The following is a 19,734-nucleotide window of genomic DNA, read 5'->3' on the forward strand; positions in this document are numbered from 1 at the left end:
CGGCCGCGCGGCCGATCAGGCGCGGCCGACTATATCCCCATCGCCTCGAGCAGGGTTTGGTTCACCTTGTGAACATCGAACCGGTCTTCCGCGAGCTTTCTTGAGTTGGCGCCCATCTTTGCGGCGAGTTCCTCATCCTCGAGAAAAGCCCGCTGCGCCGAGGCGAGAGCTTCCACGTCTCGCGGCTCGACCCGGAAACCGTTCTCGCCCTCGATCACCGTTTCTTGACAGCCAGGGGCGTTGGTCGTGATTATCGGCCGACCGGTCGACAAGGCTTCCAGCGCGCTGCGGGGAATGCCCTCCCTGTAATAGGACGGCAACACGAACACGGTGGACGCGGTCAAATAGGGACCGACGTCGTGTGTTTCGCCGAGATATTCAACGGCGCCTTCCTTGGTCCACTGGTCCATTTCGGCTTTCGAGATGGAGAGGGGACTGGGATCGAAGGGCCCGAGAATCTGAAAGCGTGCAGCGCGGTACTTGGTCTTCAGGATACGCGCGGCGGCAGCAAACTCGGCAATTCCCTTTTCGCGAAGCAAGCGGGCGATCAGAAGGAAGACGGGAGGCCCTGAAGGTGGGGGGCTTGCGGCAAACAGTGTCAGGTCCACTCCTGAACCCGGGATCATGATCACCGGCGTCGTCGCAGAAACCATCCCATGGCGCCGGATGTCGGAAGCGTCGGCGTCATTGTAAGCGAAAACTGCTTCGCAGCCGACCAGAGCCGAGCGGTAGAGACCAATACTCAACCGGCGCAAAATGGTTGCGCGCAGTCCCGTCATGCTGCCGCTGAATATGAAGCCGAAGCCTGTAAAGAGCGCAAACCGGCGCGGTACACGGGCAAGGCGGGCAGCCAATCCACCATAGATGATCGGCTTCATCGTATACGCCAGGATGATTTCGGGCGCCAAGCCGCGGATGAGCTTGTAAAGCGCCTTGAGCGTTCGCAAATCGGCCAGCGGACTGGTACCCGTCCTGGCCATCGGAATCTGTCGGAAGGTCACGCCAATTGCCTTGAGACCGGCGATCGCCCGCTCATCTTCATCGGGGGCGAGCGCAATGACATCATGCCCCGCAGCGACCATGGCCTTCAACAATTCGAGACGAAAGTTGACAAGCGAACGCGTCAGGCTCGCAATGACGACGATGCGCTTGCGGCGCATCGCATAGTCCACAGGGGCGCGAGGAGAATCTCGACCATTCATGTGCACAGCAACCACCAGCCGCTCCTATCGGATATGGCGACGACGCCCTAGAGCTGCTTCGTAGAGTTCCAGGTGCCTGCCGACGTAAAGGGAAAGCGAGAAGTTCTCCATGACGCGACGACGCGCTTGTTGACCCAAGGCGCGGCGCTCGGCCGGTTCAAGGCTGACAAGCCTGATCAATCCGGCGGCCAGAGCTTCACTATCTCCCGGTGGAACGACCACGCCGCTGTCGCCGACCAGCCAGCCGGAGTCGCCGACCGCGGTAACCACCGCCGGCACGCCGCTGGCCATCGCCTCGCCTACGGCAAGGGAAAATGCCTCGCCCCAAGCCGAGCAAAGCGCGTAGACGTCGAAGCCCGGCATGAGGTCGGCGATGTCAGCGCGGATGCCCGGCGTGGTAATGCGGTCGTCTATGCCGAGCTCACGGGCGGTGCGCCGCACCGGGCCGTCGGCATGTCCCTCCCCGATAAATATGCCCTGAACGTCGTATCCCTGTTCCAGGAGCCGGCTGATGGCGCGGACCAGGCTAACCTGGTCCTTCATGGGATGGAAGCGTGCCACATGGCCGATCATCAGCCGTCCGGGCGGCAAGCCGAACAGGCGGCGCAGCTTCGCACCGGCGTCGGCCGAGGGGGAAAATTGATCGCAATCCGTCCCGTTCGGGATAACCACCCTCCGGCGCGGATCAAAGCCCAGGCGCTCGTGATCATCGGCGGCGACGCGCGAGCAATATGAGATCGCGCTGGTGCGCCTCGACAGGCGGGCCGAGAGCCGTATCAATTGACGCGTCAACGGTTTCTCGTCGGCGAGATCTCGAACCGTGTGATGGATGCTCCAGATGACCGGCGAGAAATTGAGCCCTAGCATCGAGCCGAGCGTTGCCGCGACGTTGCCGTGATACATCCATCCGTGAAGAAGATCGGGGGCCGCCCGTCTTATCGACCGCGTCAGCCGAACGACATCGCGCGGTCGCGGCCGTTCCGTCATGCCGAGCGAAACGAGCCCCGATCTTGTATATTCTACGTTTGCGGCCACCGGACCGGGTGAAAGCAGGGACAGAACTGAAGTCGAGAAGCGATTTTGGTCGACCTGGCCAAGAAAACGGGCAAGCATGACCTGAGCGCCGCCAACGTCGAGACTGGTAATGGTGTGAAGAACACTTGTGTGCACGCAAGCTTCCCAGCTGTCTGCAACGCTCCGCCCTGAGGAAGCATTCAATCGTCCGACAGTATCCAGCCGCACCATACGTTGGTTGCAGTCGACATCCAGTTAGCCAAATTAGGTGGGAACCAGACCGAAGGTTGTCACCGCTCCACCAAAGGTATGACTCATTGTCCTCGCGCAGGTGTCGCTAGGGTCTTTGCAGGAAAATTCTATGGTGGGCTTCCATGGCATCTTATTGCAATGCGGCGCGGAGCAGGCGATCGACAGGCGCGTGGACCAGTACATTCCTTGCGAAAGCACTGGGATCCGCCAGTATTGCGATCCTTGCGGTTGCAGCGATTCTGATTTCCCAGCTTGATGCCTGGGCCGCGGCGGACGATGACTACAAGGTTTCGGTCGGCGATGTGGTGTCGTTTGACTTCATCGACGACGCGCTTCCCGCCGAACAACTCACGGTCGCCAGCGATGGCGCGATCAACATTCCGCTGATCGGCAGCTTTGAAGTCGGCGGCCTCACGGTGCCCGATGCCTTGAGTCGGATCCGTAAGGCATTCATCGAGCGTGAACTCTTCAATGACCCGCATATAGCTCTTGCGGTGGTGAGCTTCCGCCCGATCTTCGTCCTTGGGGATGTAAAGGCGCCGGGCTCGTTTCCTTACCAGCCGGCACTGAACGTGGAGCAGGCGGTGGCGCTTGCGGGCGGCCAGTCGACCGGGGGAGCCACGGCGGAGGATCGCGTCGTAACACGCGCCCGGTTGCGCGGAGCCCTTGATGAAAGCGTGGTGGAGATCGCCAAGGAGGCGGTCGCCGCTGCACGCATCAAGGCCCAATTGGCAAACAGCGACAAGATCTCGGAACTGGATCTGCCTGCCAAGATCAAGGGCCTCATGAACGCCAACCTGCTCGCGACGCTGCTTCCTACCGAGCAGCGCATCCTTGAAGCAGATCAACATGCGCTGACGACACGTCGCAAGCAGCTCTCGGCGGGGATCGAAGAAGTAAATGTTGCCCTCGCCAATGTTCAACAGCTTTCGGACATACAAAAGACGGTGATCGCTTCGGCACAGGCGGATCTCGATCGCATCAGGGGCCTCAACAAGAAAGGTCTCGTCACAATCACAGACCTCTCGAACGCCGAGCGCGAAGCGACCACGCAGCAATCCCATCTGCTTGAAATCTACAATCAGGCATCAACGGTGCGCCGCGAATTGAGCCAGTTGCAGCGCGACCTGGATGACGCCACCCAGACCTGGACACACACGGCGTTGACGGATCTCCAGGCCCACAACTCTGAAATCGAGCGCCTGATCGCGGTTCGAGAATCGACCGAGGAACAGATCCTGCTGTTGAGCTCGCTGGCCGCGGAGCAGACACGCAGCAACAACTCCATCACGTTCACCTACCAGATCCGCCGCAAGGTAAATGGCCAGACCGCCACAAAGGTGGCGACCCTCGACGATCCGGTTGCGGCCGGAGATACGATCCTTGTGTCAATAAACCGCCTGGATAGCGCCCAGGACACGACAAGCCGTTCAGCCAATGCCTTGGCGACGACCTCTTCCGTCCAGGTCGGACCGTCGCAATGATCGGCCTCAGCACCCCAACAGCACGTTCCGGCGGCTGGACTGCGCGCGTTCCGCTTGGCCGGGCCATACCAAGCCGTATCGCAGCGGTGATCCTTTTGGTTCTCAGCCTGCCGCTATGGCTCGTGGCTGCTGCCATTGTCTGGGTTAGTGTCGGCCGTCCATTGTTTTTCCGCCAGTCTCGCAGCGGGCTGGAAGGTCGCCCGTTCGTGATCTGCAAGTTTCGTACGATGCACGAAGGGCGAGACGGAAATGGCATGCTGCTCCCCGACGCCTTGCGTGAGACGCCGGCCACGCGGCTGATGCGCTCCGTCCGCATCGATGAGCTGCCGCAGCTTCTCTCGATCGCCAGGGGGGACATGGCCTTCATGGGGCCCCGTCCGTTGCTCCCGGCCACCATCGCCGAATTCGGCGAGCTGGGGCGTATTCGTGGCACGGTCCGCCCCGGCCTGTCCGGATGGGCACAGGTGAACGGCAATACCCGCCTCACCAACAGCGAAAAGCTGGCGCTCGACCTCTGGTATGTGCGCAACCGCAGCCTGTGGCTCGATCTGCACATACTGGTTCTGACTGTCCAAGTGGCACTGTTGGGCGAACGCGTCGACCGCCGCCATGTCGACCATGCTTTGAAGGCTATGCCCGCCGGGACGGTCCGGCCATGAACCCAGCACTCGGTCGACTTCTGGTGATCGCACCGCATCCCGATGATGAGGTCCTGGGGTGTGGCGGCACGATAGCCCGGATGGCTGCGCAAGGTGCAGAAGTTCATGTCGCAGTGGTTACGCGAGGCAGCCCGCCCGCCTTCACAGAGGAGATGACGGAACGGGTTCGCAGCGAGGCCAAGGCGGCGCATGCCTGTTTGGGCGTGCAACAGACGCATTGGCTTGATCTGCCGGCAGCGCAGATCGCCGAGACGCCGCACGCGACGCTCAACAGGGCGCTGCTGACCCTGTTGCGGGATGTCGTGCCGAATACGTTGCTCATTCCCTTCGTCGGTGATGTGCACATGGACCACCAGCTGATCTTCCTGTCATCGCTGGTAGCGGCTCGCCCGACCCAATCTCAATATCCGCGGACGATCATGGCTTACGAGACCGTCTCCGAAACGAACTGGAATGCCCCCTATGTGACGCCGAGCTTCGTGCCGAACGTCTTCATAGACATCGCATCGACGCTGGACCGCAAGCTCGAAGCTGCGTCGATGTTCGCCTCACAGATCAGAGATTTCCCGCATGAGCGTTCGATCGAAACCTTGCGGGCGCTTGCGATCGTCAGGGGCACCGCCGCCCATCTGAGGGCGGCCGAGGCCTTTGTCCTTCTGCGAAACGTCATTTGAATCCTAGCTGGAGTATTCTGCGATGAAACGCTGGCCAATCTACGACGAAGAACAAATAACCGATGTGGTAGAGGTTTTGCGATCCGGCCAGGTGAACGCCTGGACCGGCGACCATGTGAAGACCTTCGAACGCGCCTATGCGCGCAGCCTCGGCCGACGTCACGCGGTGGCGCTGGCCAACGGCTCGCTCGCGCTGGATCTTGCGATGAAGATCCTCCACATCGGCGCCGGCGACGAGGTGATCGTCACGCCCCGCAGTTTCGTCGCCTCCGCCGCCTGCGTCATGTTTGCCGGCGCCACGCCTGTTTTCGCGGATGTCGACCCGAGTTCGGGCAACCTTTCCGCCGAGACGATTGCGCCGAAGATAACGGCTCGAACGAAGGCAGTGATCGTCGTGCATATTGCCGGCTGGCCATGCGATATGGCGCCGATCATGGAACTCGCAAAGCGCAGCGGCATAAAAGTCATTGAAGATTGCGCCCAGGCGCATGGAGCCGAATACAACGGACGACCGATTGGCTCCTTCGGCGACATAGCGGCGTTCTCGTTCTGCCAGGACAAGATCATCACGACGGGCGGCGAAGGTGGGCTTGTCGCAATGGACGATAAGAAATTGTGGCTCGCTGCCTGGAGCCTCAAGGACCACGGCAAGAACTACGATCTGGTCTTTGCCCCCCATAGGGCGACAGGGTTTCGCTGGCTGCATGACAACATCGGCACCAACTGGCGCATGACATCAATCCAGGCAGTGCTTGGCTTGCGGCAGCTCGAACGCCTGCCCGATTGGACTCGCCAACGCGAGCGAAATGCCAGCATCTGGATGAGGACGCTTGCTGAATTGCCGATGCTGCACGCACCCCAGCTCGGTTCGGAGCATAAGCATGCCTGGTACCGATGCTATTTCTATATCAAGCCCGAGATGCTGTCCCCCGGATGGTCGCGCGACGAGTTGATTGCGGCTATCAATGCGGCCGGCGTCCCATGCTTCTCGGGAAGCTGCTCTGAGATCTATCTTGAACATGCCTTCGCGGACGCCGGGGTAGCGCCGCCCGAACGTCTGCCGATCGCACGGCAGCTCGGTGAAACGAGTATGGCTTTTCTGGTCGACCCGTCCTGGACGACCGAGGAGACCATGGCTGCCGCGTCGACGGCGCGGTCAATCCTTGTTACGGCTTCGCGCCAGCTCGAGGCAGCATGACAAAGGAACGCGCGATCAGGAAGGATGAAACCGTTCTAGCGTCTTCTCTGGCAGAGCTGCAGATAGTGACGTCGTCAGCAGCGCGGAACCTCACCCTTGCCCCTACAGAGCGTGGTTTGCTCGGATTCGAACTGCCAGCCGCGGTTCGATTTTATCAGCAGATGATGCTCATCCGGCTCGTGGAGGAGCGCTTGCTCGATCTTTTTTCCCAAGGTCTCCTGTTCGGCACGACGCACACGTCCATTGGACAGGAAGCCAATGCGGTTGGCGTGATAAACGCTCTTGACCGGGACCGCGACATTGTCTGGAGCAACCACCGCTGCCATGGTCATTTCATTGCCTATTCGGGCGAAGTCGAAGGCCTGATAGCCGAGATCATGGGGCGTGTAACCGGCATTTGCGGCGGACGCGGCGGCAGCCAGCACCTGTGCTTCCGCAACTTCCACTCCAATGGCATCCAAGGAGGCATCGCACCCGTCGCAGTTGGTAGTGCGCTGGCGCGAAAGGACGAGGGCGCCGTCGCAGTGGTGTTCCTCGGCGACGGCACGATGGGCGAGGGAGCCGTATACGAGAGCCTGAACCTTGCGTCTGTTTTCGCCGCCCCGGTGGTCTTTGTGATCGAGGACAACGAGATCGCCCAGACGACGCCCAAGCATCTGACCGTCTCCGGTTCGATCGTCGCCAGGGCCGAGCCGTTCGGCGTCCGCACATTCGCCTATGACGGCAACGATCCGATCGCGATATATGAGCTCGCCCAAGAAGCCGTAGGCTATGTACGCGCCGAATCCCGCCCCTGCTGGCTCTACTTGCGAACCGAACGGATCGGCCCACACAGCAAGGGAGATGATACGAGGCCGGCGGAGCGTCTTGAGCAAGCTCGAGCCAGAGATCCCATACCCCCGATGCGCCGGCGTGTTGCGAACGCCGATGAGATTGACGCCTACTGCCTGAATGTCGTGGACCGCGCGGTCGAATCCGCCGCCGCGGCCGCCTTGGCGCGAGGGTGATCCATGCGTGTCGTCGAATCGATCAATCGCGCGCTACACGATCTCATGGGAGCCGATCTCCGTCTGGTGATTTTGGGTGAGGATGTCCTTGACCCCTACGGTGGCGCCTTCAAAGTCACCAAGGGTCTTTCGTCAGCCTATAAGGACCGTGTCTGGACCACGCCGATCAGCGAAGGCGGCATTGTTGGCATGGCGGCAGGCATGGCCATCAAAGGCCGGCCTGTGATCGTCGAACTCATGTTCGGAGACTTCATAGCCCTTGCTGCCGACCAGATCATCAATCACGTCGCCAAGTTCCGCTGGATGTACAACGACCAGGTTGAGGTCCCCGTCATCATCCGCGCTCCCATGGGCGGACGGCGCGGCTATGGGCCGACGCACTCGCAAAGTCTGGAAAAGCATTTTTGCGGCGTGCCCGGGCTGACGGTGCTTGCCACTCACGAGTATGCCGATCCTGGCACGCTTCTGCATCGGGCCTTCGCGTCGCGATCCCCTCACCTGATCATCGAAAACAAGGTGATGTATTCCAGGCCCGTGCTCGGACCCGACGCGCTTCCACGCCCGGCGGATGCAGATGTCGTGATCCTGACATATGGGGGTTGCGTCGAGCACGCTGTCGCGGCCGCAAAGAAACTCGCGCAAGAGGAGGAAATCGCGACCACCGTGGTGGCCGTCGAACAGCTGTCGCCCTTCCCTGGCGATGAGGTCCGAAGCCAGGTCGGCAACTGCACGCGTGTGGTCGCGGTGGAGGAAGGCTCTCCCGGCTGGGGCTTCGCGTCGGAGTGTGCGCGCGCTGATCGGCCGGGTCAGGCACTTCAGCGCATTGACCGGGCCCGATCACCCCATTCCCTCAAGCCGCGACTGGGAGGACGATCTGCTGCCGGGTGTGAACGCCATCCAGGCGGCCTGCATCGACCTGTTCCAGAAAGGCTAAGCGTACATGACCGTGCTTGTCGAAGCCCCGCGGGTTAACGCCAACGAGGACAATCTCCAGCTCATCGAGATTCGGGTCGCACAAGGTGAAAGGGTCGAACAAGGCACCATTCTTTTCGTGCTTGAGACCACCAAGGCCGCAGTCGAGGTAGATGCTCCGGAGGCAGGAACTGTCGGCCTGCTGGACATCAAGGTCGGTGACTTCGTTCCTGTCGGCGCAACGCTTTGCAAAATCATCGACGAAAATTCGAATGTCGTTGTCGGGGAGACCAGCGCGGCCGATGTCGGGGCCAGCGAAGTCGCGATAACGGCTAAAGCCCGCAAGGCCGCATCCGAGCTCGGGGTCAACCTTGCGGACGTCATTCCGTCCAATGGCCGCATTGGCGAAGCCGAGGTGCGCGCTGCTGCCGGTCGCCGATCCGCCGCCAAGAGAGCCGAACCGGGCGAGCCGAGTTCCGTCGCTTTCTCCAGGCGGGCCGTCATCATCGGCGGCGGCGGCCACGCCGCCTGTTTGATCGATGCTCTCGATGGTGCCGGATACGATATCCTGGGCTGCACCGATCAAGCGTTGCCCGCCGGCCACCACGTCTGCGGCGGTATTTCGGTGATCGGCACGGAAGACTGCCTGGAGCGTTTGCTTGCCGAGGGCACGCGCTATGCTTTCATCGGCATCGGAGGCGCCCAGTCAAGCCAGGTGAGGCGGGCAATGTATGAACGCGCCACCGCAATGGGCTTCGTTCTGCCGCCTGTGATCCATCCTTCCGCGATCGTCTCCAAGGCGACCAGGATTGGACATGGCTGCCATATTCTGGCCGGCGCGAGCATCGGTCCGCGCTGTACGATCGGTAACAACGTCATCGTCAATCAGGGGACTATAGTCTGCCACGACAGCGTCGTTCAGGACAATGCGCACCTGACACCAGGCGCTATCATAGCCGGCGGAGTGGGCATCGGAGCTTTGACCGTCGTGGGAATGGGCGCAACGGTGCTCCTGGGCGTCCAGATCGGCGCCGACTGCCTGATCCACAACGGCGCGCACATCAGCGCCAATGTCGCAGACAACACCATCGTCGACGCGCAGGGCCGCCGCCATCTCCGCTAATGCATGTCGCCCAAGGCGATCTCCGGCTCGGGAAAGGGACGTGGCGGGGCGGTTCGACGGGGCGGCTCTCGTCGCAGCGGCCGAGGGCTCGCCACTTCCGATCGGTGTCAGTCAAGCCGCGCTTCGGTTGCGGTCCAGCGGTCGCCCGCAATTAGCATCGGGCCTGGGTTAAATCAGTCCCGCAATGCGGCTGTTAGTCATCCGGTGGAGTTTTTCTGCGGCAGCCCACTACTTTTGGGCGGGGGTGTCCTTCGAATTCCCGAGCATTGCGAGACCTGGGATGGTGTACGGTGAAATGGTCTGCGGGATCCAACTTGAAGGCTCAGATGACCGTTGCACATCTCCATCCTCAGAACTCATCGGGTCCGCAGCATTTTCCCGTCGAAGCGTCAGCGAAGCCGGCTGGCGACAATTCGTTCAATGTAGCCGCGCATGGGTTGCGCGGCATTGCTTCTCTTATGGTCTTCTTCGCTCACCTCCTGGGCGGCACGGCGGAGCACGTCTACGCCTCCAATTCGGCCTATGTCGACCGCATTACGCCCTTCTGGAATTTCGGCACTTTCGGAGTCTGCCTTTTCTTCGTTATCAGTGGCTTCGTCATCCTGCCCAGTGCGATACGCTATAGTCCCGCTCAGTTTGCTGCCCGACGGTTCCTGCGCCTCTACCCTCTGTTTTTCGCGCTAAGCCTGCTTTTCATCTTGCTGAACGCAACCACCAACTTTTATCCCGAAACCAACAATCTCACAGCGGTTCTGGCAGGACTGACATTCCTGAACCTTGCAACCCATACCGAGCAATTGACGCCGAACGCGTGGAGCCTGACCTTCGAGGTCTGGTTCTATGTGTTTACGGCAGCGTTCGTTTTCCTGACGGTTCGTCGCCCAACCAGACTCGGCACAATTGCGCTCGGTCTTCTCGCGGCGCTCTTTATCGCCCGGTACCCGATCGCCTTGTATTTTCTTGCCGGCGGGCTGATCCGCCTTGCCTACGACCGATTTGAATGGGTAAACCGGGGCCGCCATCGGCTTGCCGAGAGCGGGGCGCTGGCAGCTTGCGTCTTTCTCGCCAGCCGCGGCCATTACGACTATCACTGGTCCGATTTCCAAAATGCCGAGCTTCCCTTGCTCATGGTCGCGACGGGGCTCTACTTCTGCCTTGCAGTGTCGCGGAACAGCTTGACGGCACTACTCCTTGGCAATCGGCTGCTTCGATACTTCGGAACGGTGAGCTACAGCCTGTATCTGGTGCATCCCTACACGTATCTTCTGACACGCTCGCTGTTTTCCCGCGCCCATCTTTTTTCCGGCAATGTTGTCCTATCGATGAGCGCCTTCATTTTGGCGGCGGCGGCGATCACCTGGGTACTGACGCATTTCGCGAACCGAACGCTTGAGCTGTGGCCCTATGAGTTTGTCTATCATCAGAAGATCTATCGCTCGGCCTCGCAGCCAAGCGCGATGCGGCTTTGGCTGGCGTCAAATGCCAAACGTGCGGCATGGCTAAGGGGGTAGGATCGCCGTTGCGCGGCGGCCTGCGGCTTTTTTGAGGCGGATAGATAGCAGACTGGTCGTCTTGAACTAGCCGAATGAGCAGGCGAAGCTGCCTATCAGTCACCTTGGAGCACCTCGGCTGCCGCTCAGGGCCAGCGTAGATCAAGCCCAAACACAACCGACGTCCGGTCCCAATGCAACCCAGCAATCTCAGAGATCGCGACCACTCTCGAAAGGTGCCCCGACGCATCGCCTACGATTTAGTCGTCCGACTTTGCCACAAGGTCGGCGATACGGGATACATCAGGCACGTAAAGCTCTTTGGCGTGGCGCAGCACGAGTCCGATGTTTTGCAGGTAGCTCAACTCGCGTGCCACCGCCTCGCGGTGGGTGCCAATGCGGTGGGCCAGATCCGTATGGGTCGGGATAGGAGAAATCCTCGCCGAACCGTCGGCTCCGATGTCTTCAGCGCATAAGCGCAGCAACTCCTTATGCACCCGGGACCGAACGTTGAGCGTCGAAAGCTCAACGATGTGCTCGACAAGCACCTGCTGACGTTCAACCAACAATTGTACAACCGCATGCAGGGCTTCAGGATCCTGCTTGACTATGTCCAGAAAGGCACGACTGCCGATCGAAGCGATAGTGCATGGTCCCGCCGCTTCGACCGAATATGGCATCTGGATGTCGCCGCTCAAGGCAATTCCGTTAACAAGCGAGCCACGATGCGCAGGGGGAGCGACACAATCTTGCCATTGCGGGTATAAACGAGCGCTCGAAGCTCGCCCTCGAGCAGAAAAAAAGCCGGTCGACACTTTCGCCGGCCGGGACCAGGACGTCCCCTTCATTGAGATGCAACCAACGACAGCGGCGGTCTATCTCGATCAGCGTGGACGACTTAACATTGCTGAAATGCTCGATATTTTTCAAATCCGGCCCGTGCATATGGTTGGCATCAGCTACGGAGGTGATCTCCCCGTCAGTCTGCGGGCCTGGATATCGAACGGGCGGTTGTTTCATCCTGGGTAGCGCCCCCTTGCAAAGGTTCGCAGCCGCTTCCGTTGCGGCTGCTCCCCAAACTCAAGCAAATCACATCTACTAAAACGGTCCGTCAAGAACCATTACTCGTTGAGTGAGGCGGCACCCATATTTCAATTCCGTATGGCAATCCCTTCATACGGCGTTGTGTTGAGTATGTAGGCGACTTCGGTACGGTTTCTCGCACGAAGTTTTTTCATGACATTCCGAATGTGTACCTTGACCGTACTTTCACACATGTTGAGCTCGTACGCGATGACCTTGTTCGCCTTTCCTCGACGCAATGCCTCGATGACAGACATCTGACGCGAGGTAAAAGTGTTGTCTCCGTGCGGCTGCTGCTTGGTCGCGGACTGACCGTCGGTGACGGCGCGTCCTGAATGAAAGAGAACACTGGGCGGGACGAAAGTTCCGCCCGCCGCGACAAGCTGGATGGCCTTGGCGGCCACCTGCAACCTGACGCTGGTAGGAATATAGCCACGCGCGCCGTTTTCGACCACTTTGAGAATGTCCTCAAAGTTCTCGATATCCGATAGGATGACCACCCCTACCTCGGGCCTGGTCGCTTTCAGATGGCCTATCTGGGAAAGATGATAGTCCGCCTGGGAGTTCGACCACATCACACACATCAGGACCGTCGAAACTCTCTGCGTTTCTTCGGGATCCGCCATGTCGAAAGCTTCGACCGACGCGTAATGCTGGATATGAAATGATGGCTCGATGATTTCGAGGCTTCTGCTGAAGCAGTCACACATCAAAGGCCGGCCATCGATGATTGCAATCTCGATTCCCTCTCCCGAGGACGGTGAGAGACGATTGACGTCGAGAATAGATGGATATTGATCAAGATCAGTTTTGTCCGTCCGATCATTCGCAGGCAAAAAACTTGTCATGACTCACCCCCGCGCAAATCTCGCCCCAACGGAGATTTCGCTTTTAAACCCATACCTTAACACTTTAGTAATAGCTTGTGGACCGGAGGTGGTGGTGTGACAAAACGCACAGCGCGGCCAAAATTTCGGTTTCCCCAAGCAATCAAAGTGAAAAAGTCGTGGTTGCAGTATTATAGTTGGCTTCGAAGTCCATGCGCTTACCAATAGGGGGTAGCTACGGAAGTAGCGGTCATCCAGAATCGTTACGACAAAGAGCTGAACAGGGGTGGCTATGTGAGCCGTTGGTCAGACCTTCGCTCAAAACGCGCACACTTTCTCGGCAAAGCGTAAAATTACATTCAGGAGCCGGCATATTCCATATGGCGGACCTGCGGCATGAGACGTCGCAGCCTGCTCCCTTTCCTCGTCGATTGACCGCTTTGGCGAAGGTGGAGGCGAGCTTATTCGAGGCTTTGCCGCAAGTGCTGGCCCAGTCTGATAGCGAGCGCGACAATGGTGAGGGTGGGCATGTCGTTGCCTCCGGTCGGGAAGACCGAGCTGCCGGCGACGAACAGATTTGCGAGGCCGTGCACCTGGCACGAACTATCGACCACGCCGGTTCGCGGGTCGTCGCTCATTCTCGTCGTGCCCATGTGGTGTCGAACCCAGTGATATGGAATGTCTCGCTCCCCCGCCGGGTTTTTGTCCTGGCCTGGATGAACGGCGCTTCTATGCCCCAGCCGCTTCATCTCTTCAGTGATGATCGCCTGGACACGCTCAAGCGTCCGTCGGACGAGAGGCCCCACGTTCCATTGCAGCTTCACACGGGGCAGACTGAACTCGTCGAGCCTTGTATCGAGCGTGACGCGGCTTGCCGGATCCGGTTCTTGTTCCAGTATCGTGTCAAAATGAAAATGCCTTGCACGCCGACGTGAGTGCCAGATCCGTTCGAAACCTGCCGATATTGCTCCCGCCGGATGCATCAGGATAGTTCGGCCGCATTTGATAAGGTCGCGATGCAGCCGGCCTCTCCGCAGCCAGAAGGTAAGATACTGCAAAGCTTCGGAACCATCCATATGATTGACGCAAGGCCCAGGCTTGATCCATGTGCGGGAATCGAGGAGGCGCTCGCTTGCACGTATTTCGGGCCGCAGCGCCAGTCCGAATGCATCATTGGTGCCGCGGTTTTCAGGCGACAATCCGGTCGTGCGGGTCCAAGGCACGTGGAGGTCTATCATGTTGTCGGGCTGGCTGACTTGCAAGCTTCCCCATTTTACCCGGGGATGCTCCATGAAATAGCGGCCAACCAGGTCATACTGGTTTCCTATGCCATTCGGCGCCTGTCGGTTTGAAACAAGGAGCAGGCGCGCGTTTTCGATACCGCCGCAGGCCAGCACGAAAAATCGCGCAGCAATCTGGAATCGTTTGTTCGGCGTTCTCGCTACCTCGATGGAGCGAACCCGCCTTCCGCAGTCGTCGGTGTCGAGCCGCAGCGCCGTGGCATGCAGCACGACCTGGACGTTTTTTGCGTCCTGAAGCTTCTTGCGAAGCGTTGCTCCGAGATCCGGAGTGGGACTGAGAAAGCAGCGTTCCGAAAAGAGCGGCCCGTTTTCAGGCATGACCGCGGAAGTCGGCCAATCGGTCAGCAGGTCGTCGATTCCGAGCAGGCGGGCTGCGGTCTCATAATGGGGTAGTAATGATTTATGGGCGACGGGCCAACCACTCAGGGGTATCCAGGGCCGGTGCTCGAAATCGCCATGGTCCAACATCTTGCACCATCCGCCCCAACCAGCCTTGCCTGTGCTCCCGCCGAACTGACGAAGGCGGCAAAGATCAAGAGCTTCGTAAGGTTGACCCACGGAAAGCCCGCGCGACAGCCGTTGGCGCCAGTGCTCGTACGTCATGCCACCGCTTTCGATGACGCATATGCGATGCCGCGTGCCTTCTAGTTGTGATGCTATCGCCAGGCCAGCGGCACCCGCTCCCACGATGCACACATCCGCCTCCAGGCGCATGCCTTGCGGAAACGCGTTGCAATCTTCAATCATGGCGTCGATCGGGCATGGTGTCGATCGGGACCAGCAATTGCACGCCTGTGAGAGCGTGGCCATTTGCGCCTTGCCCCCAGCCCCATTTGGCTGTTGGTCCCGCTGGCATCGGGCGGGCACGTCAAACTTGCGATCCGAAGAAAACAAATGTCACGATACGACCAACGACGCGAGAACTGCCGGAGCCTCGCCCTGTGCTCCATTCGGTTAGCCTCTGGAAGTTCGGCCACTGGCATTCCGTTGTCCAAGCCTGATCCTCTTGGCTGCCTCCGAGCGCAACGCAGTTAAATTTGGCGCCACAATCGGATAATCCGGCGGCAAGCCCCATTTCTGGCGATATTGCGCTGGCGTCATGCCGATGGATGTCAGATACCGCTTCAAGGATTTCATGCGGCGCCCGTCCTCCAGGTTGACGATGAAGTCAGGGGTCACCGACTTGCGGATCGGCACGGCTGGAACAGGTTTCGGTTCGGGCTGGTGATCGCCCACGGCAAGCTTTTGCAAAGCACGGCCGACATTCTGGATCAGGTCAACCAGATCGGAAGGCGACGTCCGGTTTTTCCTGACATAGGCCGAAACAATATCAGCGGTTAGCTCAATGTGGTCGGCGGGGTCAGAGTCCATGAGTCCGCTCATTGCCTGAAGAAGGCTATCTTCCGTGGCCGAGGCGCGGAGCACGTTCTGCATCGCTCATTGAAGGATTGCCCACCGTCACAGGAGAATGCTCCTGATGCCCCGCTCCTTGCATGGCCCAATGCCATCCCCAGGTGCCGTTTGTGTCAATTGTCCCTTGGCGGCAGTCGATCCATCCAAAAGTGGTACCGCTTGCCAATCCCGATCCCGTGATCGCAGCGGCGAAACCGGCAACACCGGCGGCACAGCTAAGCCGGCAAGACCTCACTGATCCGATGCCGGTGCGCACATGTCACGTACCGGTATCGACCGTCAAATCGATATCCAGCGCCGCCTCGCTGCGACGGCTCGACTTATTCGCGACGGCTCGACTTGTTCAAGGCTGTCGTGTCTGGAGCTTCATGGCGCGCTTGAAGTCACGATTGTCCACGCGGCCGGCGCAACACATGTCCAGGCCCGTAAGCCTTGAACAATGCTTGCGCCTTGTATTGTGCATGGGCGCTTGGACCTGAGCGGCGCGGCTTGACGAACCGCTCTTTCTACCACTCCGAGCCGGTATAGCCCGCAGCTTCCTTCCACAATGCGAGTGCGATGCTTGGCGAGCGGCCTTTCACTTCAATGTCTTTGCCGCGGTACTTTCCAGCCGCAATCCACACTGTCTTTGAACGCTGATAGATGTTGATGTCGAGGGTGCTGGCTAGAGCTTCCCAGTCCCTGCGTTTCGAAAAATCCATCCGACCCCCGTCTCTCCATAATGTGGAGCAGTAACGAACATGGCGGATGAGAGTTCCCAGATCGTGAGGACTTCACCATTGGTTTGCGCAAATGGGTCGCACAGCGGTGAAAACTGCCTCCGCTGGCTACGCCAGCGGAGTATTGAATTGGGCGATATCCCCAGGCTGGAGCTATTTGGCCGCCTTTGCCGTCCTCTCCGCACCCGCCAGACTTGCCAGCGGTTTTTCACCAGATCCGCAGGTGCCACCCGATCGGGCCGGCCTCGGACGACCCGGTCTTTGTCCGGAATCGGCAAAACGGCGAGATGAAAGAAGCCACTGAAGCACTCAGTGAGATTGTCAAAAGAATGTGTTTGATCATGATAAGCCTCCAAAAGAGGGCATTGCTTATCCCGTGGAGATGGATAGTTTTTCCCGAAAAATATCGCGTATATCTCGATTAATTCTTTGCACCCTTTAAATGATATGGGACTCTGCGTGTATGTACCTATTATACTATTATACAAAGAGAACCCTCACACGCTGATCTTCGTCTTGGTCCCGAACTGCAGACTGGCCATCAATGGATCGGCATGCGGGTAAGGGAAACGTAACGGCTGAAGCATGCAAAGCTTACGTGATACAAATTGTTGTGAACGCCCGTCCTCGTAAAATGGGTCTACATTCTTGGATGCGCGCGCATAGGTGAGGTCTTTGGCATGGGGCCGTTATCGCGAAGGACGTTTGCACAGGGAACGGTTCTGGGCCTGTTACACTGGCTTGGCTTTACCAACCCTGGCAAAGCGGCCACTCAATCTTCAGCTGGCGTAACGCTTATCGCCCGCGGCAGACCTGCGGCAACGCTCGTTACTTCGGATCAGCCGAGTGGCTCTGTTCACTACGCCGCCACGGAACTCGGCTGGCACATAAAAAAAGCGACCGGCATCCAACCTGCCATCACAACTGAAAACCATGTCTCGCCGGCTGGCCTGCGTAACGCCGCCCATATTTTTCTGGGCGACACCCGGTTCGCCCGGGCAGCCGGAATCACATTCGGCGCATTGGCGCGTGAAACCTGTATCATCCGAACCGTCGGCAACCATCTGTGCATCGCCGGCCTCGATCATCCCGGCAGTGCGCTCGACCAAAACACGTCCGCGGGCACCCTCTTCGGCGTGTACGAGCTCCTTGATCGCTATTTCGGTGTCCGATGGCTATGGCCAGGTGAGCTGGGAACGTTTGTCCCAAAGGCACAGTCCTTGGTGATCCCCGCGCTTGATTACGTCGTTACGCCCCGGTTCATGCAGCGTCGCGTGCGCGCTGGGGCTGGCTTCACGAGCGAAGAACATCCCGAAATGGGTTTCACCGCAGCAGCGGCGAAAGAATATATGAAAGCCCAGGCCACGTTCCTGCGTCGCCACCGAATGGGCCGCAGAGTACCCACGAACTACGGTCACGCTTTCGTCGACTGGTGGCAGCGGTATGGTACCGAGCATCCCGAATGGTTTCAATTGGTCAGAGGCAAACGGGGCCCGGTGAGGCTGGGCGCTCGCTTCTCGATGTGCATTTCCAATCCGGGCTTGCGAGAAGAGATCGTCTCGCAATGGCGTGAGCATCGGAGCGCCTCTGCGGGACAGCCAACTTTCGTCAATGCGGTCGAGAACGACATCCCGGGGCAGTGCGAGTGCGAAATATGCAAAGCGCTGGATGGCCCAGAGCCGCCTGACTATCGAAAGTTCATTCCGTCGAAGTCGAAGATCGCCAGCAAGCCTTTCGTATCGGACCGCTATGCGCGTTCATGGCAAGCCATTCAGCGGATAGCCGCGAAAGACGACCCTAACGCGGTCGTGGTGGGATACGCCTATATGAATTACTTCGCGGCACCGACATCGGGAATCAAGTTGAACCCGAATATCCTGATCGGGTTTTGCCCATCGGCCTGGTACTATCCACGCAGCGGCGAAGAGCAGGACTGGATAAAAGACCAGTGGCGCGGATGGGCGGCAACGACTGCCCAGGTGTTGATGCGCACCAACTATTTCCTGGATGGCTACTGCATGCCGCACATATTCGCCGGCCAGTTCGCCGACGAGTTTCAGAACGCGGCGCGAAACGGGATGGTCGGAACCGATTTTGACTCGCTGACAGGCCATTGGGCGACGCAAGGTCCAAATCTCTATTTGTTGATGCGCCTGCAGACACATCCTGAGACTGCCGTGGAGTCATTGTTGTCGGAATATTATTCAGCCTTCGGACCTGCGGCCGACGACGTCAAAAGCTATTTTGATTATTGGCAGGCGTATACTTCGAACGCTCGCGCCCAGCTGCGGGAGGGGTTCGAGGCTCTTGGAGCATCTCGTTGGCGAAGCTGGGCGAAGGCGGCGCACGCTGTCTATCCAGAGGAGAGTTTCGCGCCGGCGGAAGCCTTGCTTGACAGGGCGGCAGCCTCCGCAATCCAAGATCCGGAAGCCTCGATGCGGGTGAAGTTTCTTGAGCTGGGATTGCAGCATGCGAAGCTGTGCTCGCGAGCGGCCAGCAAGCTCACGCTCGGCGATCCGCAATCCGCCTATGAGCGCGGAAAGCCGGAACTGGAAGCGTTGCTGCAATTTCGGCGATCATATGAGCATATGTGGATATCCAACATGAATCACTGCGCGTGGGTGGAGAGCCAGAGTTGGATCCTGCCGGGCTTTGCGATTCAATCTCCGGACCTTGATCCGGAATGATCCATCTATTTTGAAAGAAGATTTGCGGGAAGCTAGCTGGCCAAGCCGCGCGATATCGCGCCCTGGCCAGCTAGGGAGAGGTGGTCGGCGTTGTGCCAGGCACTGCCGACTGTGCTCGGTGCAGTTGCGGGAGCGCTTCTGTCCATGAACGGGGGGACTGCGTCAAGACAGGCGACAGACACGACAATCACCTCGCAATTTTTCCTCAATCGCCGGAGAGGACACGTCGTGCTGCGCGGAAGTCGGTGCCTGGCTCTGGTTTCCCGATGTGAGGCCGAGACTTGCCGGACTGCATTTTTCCTGTCGGCTTTGAGTTGTGTTACGTTGCCCTTGAACCGGTGGATCGGACCGAGGGGACTAGGGTCCGAAACCCGATTTTCATCCTGTTTGGCTGACACCTCCCATTGTTTTGGGAGCTGTGAACCACCTGGGCATTTCGCGATTCGAAGGCGAACCTTCAACCGCGCCCTAGAGTATTGTTAGGCCCAGGTACTTCCCACCTCCCTTTATAGAACACGGGAAGTCTGTAACCTATGACTGCAAATTGTAAGCTGACAGTTTGGGGCTACTCCGTTCGGATACCGTGTGTTGCCGACGGCAAGGGCCGCGGCACCGATGGCAGCGGCAATGGCCATGCTCAACCGGCGCGTTCATCGGATCCCCGGTACCCAAGGTCAACGTCACAAGAG

Annotated in this window: 16 protein-coding genes; 9 read left to right on the forward strand and 7 right to left on the reverse strand. The window is 59.3% G+C overall.

All coding sequences use genetic code 11. The annotated features are described in order from the left end of the window. Positions 1-29 precede the first annotated feature (29 nt). Positions 30-1,160, reverse strand: a complete 1,131-nt coding sequence (locus ACIU1A_RS19685; protein ID WP_404925058.1) for a glycosyltransferase family 4 protein — start codon at positions 1,158-1,160, stop codon at positions 30-32. A 66-nt stretch (positions 1,161-1,226) separates the two neighbouring features. Next, positions 1,227-2,372, reverse strand: a complete 1,146-nt coding sequence (locus ACIU1A_RS19690; protein ID WP_404925059.1) for a glycosyltransferase — start codon at positions 2,370-2,372, stop codon at positions 1,227-1,229. A 218-nt stretch (positions 2,373-2,590) separates the two neighbouring features. Here ACIU1A_RS19690 and ACIU1A_RS19695 point away from each other — a divergent pair, with 218 nt between their 5' ends. The 8 genes from ACIU1A_RS19695 (at position 2,591) to ACIU1A_RS19730 (ending at position 11,036) form a co-directional block, all read left to right on the forward strand. After that, positions 2,591-3,952 (forward strand): polysaccharide biosynthesis/export family protein, encoded by a 1,362-nt coding sequence (locus tag ACIU1A_RS19695; RefSeq protein WP_404925060.1) that lies wholly within the window; start codon positions 2,591-2,593, stop codon positions 3,950-3,952. Further along, positions 3,949-4,611: a sugar transferase gene (locus tag ACIU1A_RS19700; protein WP_140513509.1), complete on the forward strand. Its 663-nt coding sequence runs from the start codon at positions 3,949-3,951 to the stop codon at positions 4,609-4,611. Before ACIU1A_RS19695 ends, ACIU1A_RS19700 begins: the two co-directional genes overlap by 4 nt. Continuing rightward, positions 4,608-5,285, forward strand: a complete 678-nt coding sequence (locus ACIU1A_RS19705) for a PIG-L deacetylase family protein (RefSeq protein ID WP_404925061.1) — start codon at positions 4,608-4,610, stop codon at positions 5,283-5,285. The genes ACIU1A_RS19700 and ACIU1A_RS19705 overlap by 4 nt, the downstream gene beginning before the upstream one ends. A gap of 22 nt (positions 5,286-5,307) precedes the next feature. Further along, entirely contained in the window at positions 5,308-6,483 is a 1,176-nt protein-coding gene (locus tag ACIU1A_RS19710; protein WP_404925062.1) for a DegT/DnrJ/EryC1/StrS family aminotransferase, read from the forward strand. Beyond that, positions 6,480-7,490, forward strand: coding sequence for a thiamine pyrophosphate-dependent dehydrogenase E1 component subunit alpha (locus ACIU1A_RS19715; protein ID WP_140498447.1), 1,011 nt, complete (start codon positions 6,480-6,482; stop codon positions 7,488-7,490). Before ACIU1A_RS19710 ends, ACIU1A_RS19715 begins: the two co-directional genes overlap by 4 nt. Before the next feature lie 3 nt (positions 7,491-7,493). After that, positions 7,494-8,462 (forward strand): alpha-ketoacid dehydrogenase subunit beta, encoded by a 969-nt coding sequence (locus ACIU1A_RS19720; protein ID WP_404925063.1) that lies wholly within the window; start codon positions 7,494-7,496, stop codon positions 8,460-8,462. Further along, on the forward strand, positions 8,431-9,525 hold the full coding sequence (locus ACIU1A_RS19725) for a NeuD/PglB/VioB family sugar acetyltransferase (protein ID WP_140498449.1): 1,095 nt from the start codon (positions 8,431-8,433) through the stop codon (positions 9,523-9,525). The genes ACIU1A_RS19720 and ACIU1A_RS19725 overlap by 32 nt, the downstream gene beginning before the upstream one ends. 326 nt (positions 9,526-9,851) lie before the next feature. Continuing rightward, positions 9,852-11,036: an acyltransferase gene (locus tag ACIU1A_RS19730; protein WP_140498450.1), complete on the forward strand. Its 1,185-nt coding sequence runs from the start codon at positions 9,852-9,854 to the stop codon at positions 11,034-11,036. Positions 11,037-11,275: 239 nt separating this feature from the next. On the opposite strand, the gene ACIU1A_RS19735 is transcribed toward ACIU1A_RS19730, so the two are convergent. The 5 genes from ACIU1A_RS19735 to ACIU1A_RS19755 form a co-directional block, all read right to left on the reverse strand. Beyond that, on the reverse strand, positions 11,276-11,713 hold the full coding sequence (locus tag ACIU1A_RS19735; RefSeq protein ID WP_404925064.1) for a Crp/Fnr family transcriptional regulator: 438 nt from the start codon (positions 11,711-11,713) through the stop codon (positions 11,276-11,278). Positions 11,714-12,166: 453 nt separating this feature from the next. Next, positions 12,167-12,946: a response regulator transcription factor gene (locus ACIU1A_RS19740; RefSeq protein WP_140498453.1), complete on the reverse strand. Its 780-nt coding sequence runs from the start codon at positions 12,944-12,946 to the stop codon at positions 12,167-12,169. Between the two features lie 440 nt (positions 12,947-13,386). After that, on the reverse strand, positions 13,387-14,973 hold the full coding sequence (locus tag ACIU1A_RS19745) for an FAD-dependent oxidoreductase (RefSeq protein WP_404925065.1): 1,587 nt from the start codon (positions 14,971-14,973) through the stop codon (positions 13,387-13,389). A 207-nt stretch (positions 14,974-15,180) separates the two neighbouring features. Then, entirely contained in the window at positions 15,181-15,660 is a 480-nt protein-coding gene (locus ACIU1A_RS19750) for a MucR family transcriptional regulator (protein ID WP_318012505.1), read from the reverse strand. A gap of 485 nt (positions 15,661-16,145) precedes the next feature. Then, positions 16,146-16,340 carry a hypothetical protein gene (locus ACIU1A_RS19755; RefSeq protein WP_404925066.1) on the reverse strand — a complete coding sequence of 65 codons (195 nt, stop codon included), beginning with the start codon at positions 16,338-16,340 and terminating at the stop codon, positions 16,146-16,148. 698 nt (positions 16,341-17,038) lie between these two features. Between ACIU1A_RS19755 and ACIU1A_RS19760 the strand changes: the two genes are divergently transcribed. Continuing rightward, positions 17,039-19,045: a DUF4838 domain-containing protein gene (locus tag ACIU1A_RS19760; RefSeq protein ID WP_404925067.1), complete on the forward strand. Its 2,007-nt coding sequence runs from the start codon at positions 17,039-17,041 to the stop codon at positions 19,043-19,045. Positions 19,046-19,734 lie beyond the last annotated feature (689 nt).

This window comes from Mesorhizobium maamorense (assembly GCF_044998965.1).
GTDB lineage: Bacteria > Pseudomonadota > Alphaproteobacteria > Rhizobiales > Rhizobiaceae > Mesorhizobium.